This window comes from Tolypothrix campylonemoides VB511288_2 (assembly GCF_045999855.1).
In the GTDB taxonomy this organism is placed as follows: Bacteria; Cyanobacteriota; Cyanobacteriia; order Cyanobacteriales; family Nostocaceae; genus Scytonema; species Scytonema bouteillei_A.
Genome location: NZ_JBFPMW010000007.1, coordinates 45,042 through 57,057 on the forward strand (window position 1 = coordinate 45,042; position 12,016 = coordinate 57,057).

Sequence of the window (12,016 nt, forward strand, 5' to 3'; positions counted from 1 at the left end):
AAACCCTCCTACAGCAATAGTCTCACCATTAGCCTAGCCATTAGCCATTAGCCAATTCAATACTTCCTCTCTTGTGGTTGAAACATGGTAATAGCAACTTGGCGATACTGGATATCGATTCCAGCAGGAGAATAATAAGCCATTGTGTGCTTGAGGAAGTTAGGATCGTCTCTTTCAGGATAATCTTCGCGGAAATGAGCGCCCCTGCTTTCCCGACGATTGGCTGCTGATTCGAGAATAATACGCCCTACCAACATTAAACTTCTCATTTCTATCGCTTCTACAATTTCAGTGTTCCAACAATCGCCTTTATCATCTAGATAAATCTGCGAATACTGCTGTTGTAACTCTTGTAATTTCAACAGACCTTCACGCATTAATTCTTCTGTTCGGAAAACACCGCAATATTGAGTCATGCAATCCTGAAAAGCTTGACGAATTTCATTAATGCGGTATTGTCCGGGCTGGTCTAACAAAGTTTGTATTTGTTGCTTGGCTTCGCTGATGTAGCGTTGCTCGTCCACAAGGGGTAGTTTGCGTTTTTGCACGGCTTGTGCGATCGCAGCCCCTGTTCTACGTCCATAAACGACACATTCCAATAAAGAATTGCTACCCAAGCGATTGGCACCGTGTACGGAAACACAAGCGGTTTCTCCAGCTGCAAAGAACCCGTCAACCAAACCCTCACCACTACTGCGTACTTGACCGTCAGTATTCACTGGTATACCGCCCATGCAATAATGGATGGTTGGTCTGACTGGCATGGGTTGAGTCACGGCGTCAACACCGACTAGGCGATGTGCTTCTTCCCAGCAAAAGGGGACGCGGCTCATGATCTTTTCTTTTCCCATATGCCGCAGATCTAAATAAACAAAAGGTCCGCCAGCACTACCATCAGGATGAATCCCCCGTCCGGCACGAATTTCATATGCGATCGCCCGTGAAGTGATATCGCGGGGAGCAAGTTCCATGCGGCTCGGAGCATATCTTGCCATAAAACGCTCTCCCTCACTATTGATGAGGTAAGCCCCTTCTCCACGTACCGCTTCCGAAATCAACACGCCGACTGGATATAACCCGGTAGGATGGAACTGAACAAACTCCATATCCTCCAACGGCAAACCAGCCGCCGCAGTCATTGCCAAACCATCACCAGTAGATGCATAGTCATTTGACGTGGTGTTATACACTCGACCGTAACCACCAGTGGCAAACATCACCGCTTTAGCCCGCACTACCTCAATTTTCCCGTCTTCAATGCGGTACATGACAATACCTTTTGCCTGACCTTCTTCTAAAATCAGACGCATTACGTACCACTCTTGGTAAACTTTAACACCATTTCGTCTTAAGTTATTAACCAACTCGTGCAAGATAGCATGACCCGTTTTATCCGCAGCGTAGCAAGTTCGATTGTGAGAATGTCCTCCAAAAGCACGCTGGGCAATGCGACCATCATTTAAGCGTGAGAACAAAACTCCCATGTGTTCTAAATCAATGACCACATCCGGCGCTTCTCGGGTCAGAATTTCCACCGCATCTTGGTCTGCTAAATAATCAGAACCTTTTACCGTATCAAAAGCGTGAGCTTCCCAAGTATCAGTAGAGTCCACATTTTTTAAAGTAGCCGCAATACCGCCTTGTGCAGCAACTGAGTGCGAGCGAATGGGGTGAGTTTTCGCCACTACCGCCACATTAAGGCTGGGGTCAGTTCTCGCAATTTCCAATGCTGCGCGACATCCAGCCAATCCGCCCCCAACAATAATCACATCATGTTCAAACATAATGATAAAAAATATAAAGGATAAAGGATGAAGGATAAAATGTGAAATATAACTGATTGTTTTTATACGGAGATTTCTTGTCTTTCATCCTTTATACTTTATACTTCAAACTTCATACTTTTTTAGTTTATTCTGAAAAAAAATTCCCCGCGTTCGGCAGGGATGTTGCGTTCATGCTAACTGCTTCCACGAGCAATTAGCTATTAGCAATTAGCAGTTAGCACGTTAACTTGTCGCTTGTACTGGCTGTTGCTGAGAAACGTTACCAGGGATTGGTTGCGTTTTAGTTCCTGGTTCAACTGGAGATACCTCAATGTGATTGAGTAATGTGGTGACGAAGGCAAAGAGCAAGAAAGGTAGCGATAATAGAACGACAAGTCCAACGGCTGCTAAAGCATAAACTGGTCTTCTCGCACCCATAAGTGCTAAAGCAGAAGCCAAGCTTAAAGCAATCGTGATCAGCCAAACAATGATCTGACCGTATATGTCTCCAAACGTAAGAGTACAGACAAACCTATACTTTTGAATGTTATTTGTCATAATTTGCCTCTAAAATCTCCCATAGGTCTACCTTAAAGCTACGTTTGGGTTTTCGACAATTTCTAAATATTTTTGAAACAATTGTAATATCCCTTCACAATTATTGATTTTTTCCTGAAGTGAAACAAGCAGACGCCATCCATCTATAGATATATGTTTTTTGGAAAAATCATGAGATGTAAAACGCTAAGAAGCTTTACTGGAAGTAACATTACGTTCAGTTAGCTAACGCTACAATCTTTAATTGATTAAATGCTTGATGTAAGGGAGCATACCATTTCCTCCCTTTTTAAGGCTAGCACGTACACATAAGTCGAGTTGGAAATCAAATGGACGAAAAAAAACGAAAAATGATTTTTTGAAATCCTTGATTTTTTGTTTAAACTCTATCAATAAGCTGGCACGATTAAGAATCGGTAGATTAACGTCAAAACCTTATTCGATAAGGTTGTTATTTTAATTCGATACGATAAAAAAGCTGGAATTTTGACTTGGTAATTTATTTTTTGGATGGTTAGTTGATTGTTAAAATTCTAATTTGAAATTTGCTGTTAACGCAGTGTGTTTGTGCTACTTATTGAAGTGCGGAATGTGGGATACAATATTTTTAGCAGGGGCAAATGGGAGAAATCAACATCATTCTGCCCCTAAATTGCTCATTTATCCATGCGATCGCCCTATTATTAAGGAAACATTTGAATACGTGCAGAAAAGAGACACCTTGCTAAAAGAGCTTTTAGACCATGCCAGCTAAAAATTTAAACGATTCAGGCAAAATTCGCCGTTACATTTCTTTGCAGGCTGTTCTAATTGGTTCGGTTACTCTACAAATTTTAGTGATAGCAGGACTGACAGGATACTTTGCATTGTTTGCAGAGCAAATTCATGCTCATACTCAAGCCACACTCTGGTTTTGCCTGGTAGCACTGCTATGGGGAGCAGGCTTGGGGTTTTTAACTGCGCGTTGGCTGGCTCTGTCAATTCACCGCCTGAGCCAAGCTGTAGAAGCTCTAGCAGAAGGCAATCTGGATTATCGCATCAAGCAGCAACACAGTATCAAAGAAATAAATGCCCTAGCTGAGTCCTTTAACCAAATGGCACAGCAACTTCAAGCATCCTTTGCCAACTTATGCCAAAGTGAAGAAAAGTTTCGGCAACTGGCAGACAACATTCAAGAAGTTTTCTGGCTGGCAGATGTAGAAATAGAGCAAATGCTCTTTGTCAGCCCTATATATGAAAAGATTTGGGGAAAAAGCTGCGAGAGTTTGTATGAGAATCCCCAATCGTTTATTGATACCATTCATCCGGGCGATCGGCAACGTGTCATTAATCACCTGCAAAGTCATATCAGCAGACCATTTGAAATTGAGTATCGGGTTGTTCGACCTGATGGAACAATACGTTGGGTTTGCGATCGTGGATTCCCCGTGTTTGATGCAAGCGGAAGAGTGATTCGTCGAGCTGGTGTAGCTCAGGATATTACAGAAAGTAAACTGGCTGAAACCCGATTTCGCCATCTAGCAGCGAATGTGCCGGGAGTGATTTACCGTTATGTGCTTCATCCCGATGCCTCGGATGAGGTATTCTATATGAGTCCGGGGAGTCGAAGTCTTTGGGAAATTGAGGCGGCGGCAATTGAGCAGGATATTTCCTTAATTTGGAATTTAGTGCATCCAGATGACGCAGCCGCCATGCGAGCCTCGATTGTGACATCTGCCAGGACTTTACAACCTTGGTTTTGGGAATGGCGGATTATTACCCCCTCTGGTTTGTTGAAATGGGTGCAAGGTGCGGCTCAACCAGAGCTGCAAGTTAATGGTGATGTGATTTGGGATGGCTTGCTGATGGATATCAGCGATCGCAAAAACGTTGAGAGTGTCTTGCAACAACAGGCACAACAAGCGCAAGCCCTAAATCGAGTTGTGCAAAGTATTCGTAACTCTCTGGATTTATCTACCATCTTTTCCACCACAATGGCTGAAGTGGCTCAGCTTTTGGGCATTCATCGGACAACAATTGTCAAGTATTTTCATGATGACTCATGTTGGCGCGTGGTTGCCTGTCACCGCATAGATGAATCACTACCTGATATTACAGGGTTTGAAATTCCTGATGAGGGCAATCTTTATGCTGCTCAAATCAAGCAATTTCAAATCGTGCGGATCGATAGCATAGATCGGGTAAACGATCCAGTAAACCGAGAAATCACCAAAATCTTTCCTTACATCTGGTTGATTATCCCGATTGCAGTCAACGGTAAGATTTGGGGCACCCTATCGCTGGCAAATACCCAACAAAAGGCTCCTTGGAAGGATGAAGAAGTAGAGCTTGCCTGTAAAGTTGCCGATCAATTAGCGATCGCCATTCAACAAGCCCAACTCTATCAGCAAGCACAACAAGAACTAGATCGTCGTCAGCAGGCGGAAGCCGAATTGCAGCAACTCAACCGGAAACTAGAACAGCGCGTTCAAGAGCGAAGCCAGCAACTCCAGCAAGAAATTCACACTCGACTGCAAGCAGAATTAAAGTTTCAGCAGATTTTTCACATTTCACCCCACGCCATCGCCATTACTTCTCTGCAAGATCGGCGCATCGTAGAAATCAATGATGCCTTTTGTCAATTGTTTGGCTATGAGCGTGAGGAAATGCTCGGTCATCGTGCAGATGAGTTTCAGCTATTCATCAATCCTGCCCATCAAGGAATGATTCAGCGATATCTACTGGAACTGGGAAGTGTGCGGAATCTGGAATGTGTTATCCGTACAAAAACAGGAGAAGCCCATACCGCGATCGCCTCAGCCGAATTCATTGATATCGATCGTCTTTCCTGTTTTCTCATCGTTGGCAATGACATTACAGAACGCCAGCAAGCAGAAGAAGCACTGCGGCAAAGTGAAGCCCGCTTTCAAAAAATTGCAGCAGCTTCACCTGCTCAAATTTACATTCTAGTCACTCATCTCGATGGTTCTCTCATCCGTTTTGAATACGTCAGTCCGGCAGTTTGGGAACTCAGAGAAATATCACCAGAGCAACTTTTGCAAGATCCTGCCCCCATTTACGACCAGATTCACCCAGACGATCGCGCTAATTATTTTACAGCACTGAATTATAGCCTGAAAACGATGGCACCGTTCTTTCATGAATATCGTATCGTTCCCCCATCAGGACAGCTGAAGTGGGTGCGAGTCAGTTCTCGCCCGGAACGGCGAGAGAACGACGAAATTTTTTGGTACGGCATCGTTCTGGATGTGAGCGATCGCAAACAAGTGGAGGAAGCTTTACGGCAAAGCGAAGAACGCTGGCAACTAGCTATTCAGGGCAGCAATGACGGCATTTGGGACTGGAACATCAAAACTAATGAAGCTTTTCGTTCAGACCGATTCTACGAGATCCTGGGCTTTTCCAAGCAGGAATTTGGGTCTGATGAGCAAAGCTGGGTCAACTTGATTCACCCAGAAGATGTAGAGCGAGTGACGACGGCAAAACAGGACTACCTGAACCGGAAAATTCCCGCCTTTGCTGTGGAATACCGAATGCAATGTCAAGAGCGCACGTATAAATGGGTTCTGGATCGGGCGATCGCAGTTTGGGATGAGCAGGGTAATCCGGTTCGCATGGTCGGTTCTTTGGGAGATATTAGCAGCCGCAAACAAATTGAACGCCAACTGCGGACATCACTCCAGGAAAAAGAAGTCTTACTGCGAGAGGTCTATCACCGAGTTAAAAACAATATGCAACTGGTTTCGAGCCTGCTACGCCTGCAAGCTACAAGTACTGACAACCCCTCTGTATTAAAGTTACTCAATGAAAGCCAGCAGCGCGTGAAAACAATGGCACTGATTCACGAACGCCTCTATCGTTCCGAAAATCTTGCCCGCATTAACGTAGCTACCTATATTCAAGATTTGGTGAATAACTTAGTTCGCTCCTATAGCACGTCTGATTCATCCATTCGTGTCAACCTCGAACTAGCTAACCTAGAGCTAGATTTAGATGCGGCAGTTCCCTGTGGCTTAATCATTAATGAGTTGGTTTCTAATGCTCTCAAATACGCCTTCCCCAAAAAACAGGGTGAAATTAACCTAGCATTTTGGTTGGCAGATAACAGCAATTATTGTTTAGTTGTCAAAGACGACGGGGTAGGTATTCCAGCTCGCATCGCTCCGCAAAATACTGAATCTCTGGGAATGCAACTAGTCTACGGGTTAACCGAACAACTTGGAGGAGCAATTGAACTAGACAGACAGGGGGGGAGCAAGTTTACAATAACCTTTAGAAAAAGGTCGTAATATGTCACAGCCGTCATCCCCTGTAAATATACTCATTGTAGAAGATGAATGGATCATTGCCTTGGATATTAAGCGCCATCTGAGCAAGCTGGGTTATGGGGTGGCGGGGACGGCTAATTGTGCGGAGAAAGCCCTAGAATTAGTCGCAAAAACTCAGCCTGATTTGGTGTTGATGGATATTTACCTGCAAGGTGAAACAACGGGGATTGAGACATCTGAGTTGATTCGTCAGCAGTTTCATTTACCAATCGTATTTCTGACTGCCCATGCTGATGAAGCAACTTTAACAGAAGCGATCGCCACCCGTCCCCAAGGCTACGTTGTCAAGCCTTTTGAAGAGCAGGATCTCAGTGTTGCCATCCAAGTTGCTTTGGCAAATCATCGAGCCGAAAGAGGGGTACAGCAGGCGCTAGAGCAAGAAAAGCAATTGAACGAACTAAAGTCCCAATTCGTTTCCATTGTTTCCCATGAATTTCGCAATCCGTTAAGCTCCATACTTTTGACGCTAGAACTATTGGAACAAACTGCCCTCACCCCCGAAAAGCGAGCTGCCCACATTCAACGGGCTAAAAATACAATCCACCAAATGTCACAATTGATTACAGATGTGTTAGTGGTAGGCGAAGTAGAACGAGGGCAATTTCAGTGTGAATCAGCACCCATCGATATTATCGAGTTCTGCTCTAATCTGGTAGAGGAACTGCAATCTCTTCCCAAAACCAAACACGATCTAGTAATTACCGTTCGAGGATGCAACGAAACCGAGCATCCTTTTTATGAACTCGATCCCAAATTGTTGCACCATATCTTGAGCAACCTTCTGGAGAATGCCATAAAATATTCCCCAGCTGGCAGTAAGATAATATTCGATTTACAGTGTGAGCTAGATTTTGTTCAATTTCAAATTCAAGATCGGGGCATTGGATTAACAAAAGCAGATCGGGAAAAGTTATTCACCCCTTTCCATCGCGGTAGCAATGTCGGTAAAATTCGCGGAACGGGTTTGGGATTATCTATCGTCAAAAAGTGTGTGGATGCTCATGGAGGAAAGATCGGCGTTGTCAGTGAACTCAGCACTGGAAGTATATTTACTGTCACGCTCTACTCCAAGCAAAGTTTTAATTTTTCCCACATTCCACACTCCAATAATTAGCATAAATACTGCTCGGTTAAGAGAAATTGTAGGTTGGGTAGAGCTTAAGCGAAACCCAACAAATGCTGATAAATGTTCGGTTTCTTTCCTCAACCCAACCCACCTTGAATTTGTGTTTTTAGCTTAACCGAGTAGTATTGCTTCCGATTCTTATTTACCAAGAAACCCGATTTTAAGAAAAACCGGGTTTCTTCGATACTTTATATCGCAGATAAAAAACTAATTTTGCAACAAATAAACGTTAAGCTCTAGGTTCTTCGCCCTCAACATACATTGGTGGCTCAATTGCAAAATTATTCAACTGACCTGCTTCATCAATTACATATCCATCTGTGGTATGTAATGTACCTTCTTCTTGCTCTTCAAAAGCCTCAAGTTGTTCTTTGTTCAATTCTGTTGGGGTATTGGCGGGAATTCTTTCATCTGGTGCATTGACTCCTACTGTCTGTGCTAGTTGTACCCCGTAGTGGTCGTCACCAGGAGCGCCTCTACCAATTTCTGCTTGTGCTGGATCTTCTGGCAATGCTTGCTTTTCTGGATTATTCATAAAATATTTCCTTCCTTTTAGGTTGCTTTAAAAGTGTCAATTATGACTGTGACGCCCGACTTGTAAAGTCAAGTATTGGATTTCCTATTAAATTATCTTGACTGGTATTCACTTTTACTCCTTCGTGAGAATTAAATAACTCTGCTTTAGGTAATAGATCCATCATTAAAATTTTTGATAAATATAAATTATGAAATTTTATGTATGGCAACGACATAAAAAAGATATATTTATAGATTGTAATTTGTTCTACAACAGCTACTTGAACTTAGATTTATGACAACTACATCCTACATTTTTCTAGCAGGCGCAAGTCGTGGCGTTGGTCGAGAAATTGCTAAGTGTTTGAGTGAGCAACAACTAAAAATAAAGTCACTTTTGAGAACGGAAGTGGCTCGTACCGAACTGGAAGCTATAGGTATTAAGGTCGTTCTAGGAGACGCTTTAAATATAGGAGATATAGAAAATGCTATATTGACTGAAGAACCGATTGATGCAGTCATCAGTACAATTGGTAGTTTACCTCAAGATGAAGAAAAAGCAGATTATATAGGTAATAAAAATCTCATTGATGTGGCAGTCAAAGCAGGAGTCAAAAAGTTTATTCTCGTTTCTTCCATTGGTAGTGGTAACAGTATCGTTGCTTTATCACCCCAAGCTCTTGAAACATTAAGACCGGTTTTAATAGAGAAAGAAAAAGCTGAAAAGTATCTTATTGAAAGTGGATTAACATACACAATTATTCGTCCTGGTGGTTTAAAGTCAGAACCAGCAACAGGAAATGGAGTTTTAACTGAAAACCCAAATATTGCAGGTACTATCCATCGTGCAGATGTTGCTCAATTAGTTTGTCGCTGTTTAAATTCTGAAAGGGCTAACAATAAAATCTTGTCAGCAGTGGATGAAAATATGTTGTTTGGAAACCTAATATTTGAGAAGTTTAGCTTAGATGAATAGAATACCGATTGAAAAAATGTTGGCGATGGTATAACACCCATGCGAATAGAATTCGCGGCTATACAGACAAAACCCGCCTGCGCGGGTTTAAGAAACCTAACTTTCCAATTTGTCCGCGCAGGCAGACTTCTTTTGTGTAGATGCGAATTCCAGTCACTTTCCAAACATTCTCTATAGAGTTAAATATTTTCACTCTCCAGAAATTTGGCAAAACACCGTCCTTTTCCGAGGTCCATCTAACTCGAAAAGTAAGACAGATTGATAAGTTCCTAAAGCAAGTTTACCATCTACAATAGGAACAATTTCACTTGTACTTAAAGTCATTGCCATTAAATGAGAATGAGCATTCATCGGTTCATCGGGAGGTATGTTTGGTCTTAAATGCAGGTCATTGTGTAAGTAGCGGTCAGATTCTGGTGCCAACTTCTGCAAGTAAACTTTGATGTCTGCTAATAACCTCTCTTCATATTCATTAATAGCTAACGCTGTAGTTGTATGACGAGAAAAGACTAACAGCTGACCGTTTTGAATAGAAGTTGAAACCAGAATCGCCTCAAGTTGTGGTGTGATGTTGTGAATGTTAATTCCCTTATCTGTTTCAATTTCGATGAATTGATTAACTATTGGCATATAATTTCTATCTCTTAACTAGAGTTTGCAAGCCCTTAACCAATCGCTCAATACCTTCTTCTGCTGTGTCTTTTTGCAACGCACCGCAAGCAACGCGGAGGTAACATCCATCTTCCATCCCAAATGTGTGCCCTGGAATCACTGCTACTTGATGTTCTTGAATGAGGCGTTTGGTTAACTCAAAATCGTTAAGATCGGTATGAACTTTGAGGAAAAAGTAAAAAGCTCCATCAGCAGGAACAATTGTACATATGTCTTGCAATCGATTCAGGGATTTGAGTACAACTTCTCTCACTTTTGCGATCGCTTCAATATGATTTTTCAAGAAATCTTCTTTTGCCTGTAGTGCTCCAAAAGCTGCATACTGAGAAACGACGGGCGGACAAATGAGAATTGTATCCTGAACTTTTTTAACAGCAACCAACAGGTGTTTGGGAATCACCATATAGCCAATGCGCCAACTAGCAAAGCCATAAGCTTTAGAAAAACTGTAAAGAGAAATTGTGTAGTTGCGACTTCCAATGAATGCACCCGGAGAAACGTGCTGGACTCCGTTATAGGTGAAGTACTCGTAAGCTTCATCGCTGATATGGTAAATTCCGCGATCGCGACAAATTTGATTGACTTGGCGCAATGCTTCTTCTGAATACACGGCTCCGGTGGGATTATTTGGAGAAACCGTCAGCACAGCCCGTGTTTTGGAAGTGATGGCTTGGGCGATCGCATCTGGGCGCAGTTGGTAATTTTCATCTGTTTTGACGAGGACTGGACGACAACCCGCCATCACAATAGCCATTTCATGATTGAAATAATATGGCGTATTGAGAATAATTTCATCCCCTACCGAAGTAATAGCAAGCACGACATTCATAAACGCCATATTGCTACCTGCGGTTACAACAATACTGTTGTCTCCATTAATTTCAATACCATTAAAAGCCTCTAATTTTGCCTTTAAAGCAGTTAGCAATAGCGGAATTCCCTCTACTGGCTGGTATAAATGATTGGTTGGTTCAGATAAAAATTTAGGCAAAAGCTCTATTGCTTCAGGAGGTGGGCTATAGGAAACAACACCCTGTCCGAGAGAGATAGTTCCGGGATTGTTCCGAATGAGTTCACCAATTACAGGAATGATAGGCGACTGTACCGCCTGCATGCGTGAGATGAGAGATTCCATGCGAGGTCATATTTGAGTCAACCTTTATTTTCTCTCAAAAGTGCGATACACAGAGGCAGCAATTTTGGTTAGAGAGTGGGGGTTGCGATCGTACCAAAAGTAATTACCTCAGCTTAAACAAGGTCAAAGTGGATTATCAGAAGCATTGTCTTGGTGTATTCAAGTGAGTGTTTAGTTTAAGAATTCCTTGAGCTTGTAGTGCATTGCGGAACTGGGAGTTTAACAATGTGCTGTTAGGTGCGACTAAGAAGGTGGATTTATCACCGATGTAAGACTTTCGCCAAAATTCTGAGTACCTTTAGTCAAAGAAGTGTCAAAATGCAATATATATAGTTGTTGATTAAGTCTTAACTCATCATGGACTCTATTACCCTTCAGCTTAAACCTGTCATTGAACTCACCGATGAGCAATTTTATCTCCTATGTAGAAAAAATCCTGATGTAAAATTTGAACGTAATACTCGGGGAGAACTCATTATTATGGCTCCAACAGGAGGAGAAACAGGAAATTACAACGTAGAAATGGCAGCTGATTTTGTCTTTTGGAATCGACAAACTAAACTAGGCAAAGTTTTTGATTCTTCAACTGGCTTTAAACTTCCTAATGGTGCTGACCGTTCTCCTGATGTCACTTGGATAAAAAAAGAAAGATGGGATTCCCTCACTCCCGAACAAAGAGAAAAATTTCCACCCATCTCTCCCGATTTTGTTTTAGAGTTAATGTCCCCATCCGATACTTTAGAACAAGTGCAAGAGAAAATGCAGGAATATATGGAGAATCAAGTGAAACTCGGCTGGTTGATTGATAGAAAAAAACGCCGAGTAGAAATCTACCGATTGGGCAAAGAAGTAGAAATTTTAGAATCTCCAACAGAACTATCAGGGGAAGATATTTTACCTGGCTTTGTCCTAAATTTGGAAAGCATTTGGCAGTAATGT

At 42.3% G+C, this 12,016-nt stretch carries 10 protein-coding genes; 5 read left to right on the forward strand and 5 right to left on the reverse strand.

All coding sequences use genetic code 11. From position 1 onward, the window contains the following. Positions 1-56: 56 nt before the first annotated feature. Positions 57-1,784, reverse strand: a complete 1,728-nt coding sequence (locus AB0756_RS21410; protein ID WP_038083466.1) for a succinate dehydrogenase/fumarate reductase flavoprotein subunit — start codon at positions 1,782-1,784, stop codon at positions 57-59. A gap of 225 nt (positions 1,785-2,009) precedes the next feature. Next, positions 2,010-2,324: a hypothetical protein gene (locus AB0756_RS21415; RefSeq protein ID WP_038083468.1), complete on the reverse strand. Its 315-nt coding sequence runs from the start codon at positions 2,322-2,324 to the stop codon at positions 2,010-2,012. Between the two features lie 589 nt (positions 2,325-2,913). Between AB0756_RS21415 and AB0756_RS21420 the strand changes: the two genes are divergently transcribed. The 3 genes from AB0756_RS21420 to AB0756_RS21430 are packed head-to-tail and all read left to right on the forward strand — an operon-like array spanning position 2,914 to position 7,766. After that, positions 2,914-3,078, forward strand: coding sequence for a hypothetical protein (locus tag AB0756_RS21420; protein ID WP_153021450.1), 165 nt, complete (start codon positions 2,914-2,916; stop codon positions 3,076-3,078). Continuing rightward, entirely contained in the window at positions 3,068-6,613 is a 3,546-nt protein-coding gene (locus AB0756_RS21425; protein WP_050046812.1) for a PAS domain-containing protein, read from the forward strand. Before AB0756_RS21420 ends, AB0756_RS21425 begins: the two co-directional genes overlap by 11 nt. Before the next feature lies 1 nt (position 6,614). After that, positions 6,615-7,766 carry a hybrid sensor histidine kinase/response regulator gene (locus AB0756_RS21430; protein WP_050046813.1) on the forward strand — a complete coding sequence of 384 codons (1,152 nt, stop codon included), beginning with the start codon at positions 6,615-6,617 and terminating at the stop codon, positions 7,764-7,766. 241 nt (positions 7,767-8,007) lie between these two features. On the opposite strand, the gene AB0756_RS21435 is transcribed toward AB0756_RS21430, so the two are convergent. Next, complete coding sequence (locus AB0756_RS21435; RefSeq protein WP_038083471.1) at positions 8,008-8,313, reverse strand: hypothetical protein; 306 nt, start codon at positions 8,311-8,313, stop codon at positions 8,008-8,010. Between the two features lie 276 nt (positions 8,314-8,589). On the opposite strand from AB0756_RS21435, the gene AB0756_RS21440 reads away from it, so the two are divergent. Further along, positions 8,590-9,270 carry an SDR family oxidoreductase gene (locus AB0756_RS21440; RefSeq protein ID WP_038083473.1) on the forward strand — a complete coding sequence of 227 codons (681 nt, stop codon included), beginning with the start codon at positions 8,590-8,592 and terminating at the stop codon, positions 9,268-9,270. A gap of 189 nt (positions 9,271-9,459) precedes the next feature. Here the strand turns inward: AB0756_RS21440 and AB0756_RS21445 are convergent, their stop codons facing one another. Next, positions 9,460-9,900: a secondary thiamine-phosphate synthase enzyme YjbQ gene (locus AB0756_RS21445; protein ID WP_038083475.1), complete on the reverse strand. Its 441-nt coding sequence runs from the start codon at positions 9,898-9,900 to the stop codon at positions 9,460-9,462. A 7-nt stretch (positions 9,901-9,907) separates the two neighbouring features. Next, positions 9,908-11,077: a pyridoxal phosphate-dependent aminotransferase gene (locus AB0756_RS21450; RefSeq protein ID WP_038083477.1), complete on the reverse strand. Its 1,170-nt coding sequence runs from the start codon at positions 11,075-11,077 to the stop codon at positions 9,908-9,910. Positions 11,078-11,434: 357 nt separating this feature from the next. Between AB0756_RS21450 and AB0756_RS21455 the strand changes: the two genes are divergently transcribed. Next, positions 11,435-12,013, forward strand: a complete 579-nt coding sequence (locus AB0756_RS21455) for a Uma2 family endonuclease (RefSeq protein WP_038083479.1) — start codon at positions 11,435-11,437, stop codon at positions 12,011-12,013. Positions 12,014-12,016 lie beyond the last annotated feature (3 nt).

Coding starts and splice junctions, on each gene's coding strand:
- AB0756_RS21410 (WP_038083466.1), bottom strand. CDS start 1,784: ATGTTTGAACATGATGTGATTATTGTTGGGGGCGGATTGGCTGGATGT.
- AB0756_RS21415 (WP_038083468.1), bottom strand. CDS start 2,324: ATGACAAATAACATTCAAAAGTATAGGTTTGTCTGTACTCTTACGTTT.
- AB0756_RS21420 (WP_153021450.1), top strand. CDS start 2,914: ATGTGGGATACAATATTTTTAGCAGGGGCAAATGGGAGAAATCAACAT.
- AB0756_RS21425 (WP_050046812.1), top strand. CDS start 3,068: ATGCCAGCTAAAAATTTAAACGATTCAGGCAAAATTCGCCGTTACATT.
- AB0756_RS21430 (WP_050046813.1), top strand. CDS start 6,615: ATGTCACAGCCGTCATCCCCTGTAAATATACTCATTGTAGAAGATGAA.
- AB0756_RS21435 (WP_038083471.1), bottom strand. CDS start 8,313: ATGAATAATCCAGAAAAGCAAGCATTGCCAGAAGATCCAGCACAAGCA.
- AB0756_RS21440 (WP_038083473.1), top strand. CDS start 8,590: ATGACAACTACATCCTACATTTTTCTAGCAGGCGCAAGTCGTGGCGTT.
- AB0756_RS21445 (WP_038083475.1), bottom strand. CDS start 9,900: ATGCCAATAGTTAATCAATTCATCGAAATTGAAACAGATAAGGGAATT.
- AB0756_RS21450 (WP_038083477.1), bottom strand. CDS start 11,077: ATGGAATCTCTCATCTCACGCATGCAGGCGGTACAGTCGCCTATCATT.
- AB0756_RS21455 (WP_038083479.1), top strand. CDS start 11,435: ATGGACTCTATTACCCTTCAGCTTAAACCTGTCATTGAACTCACCGAT.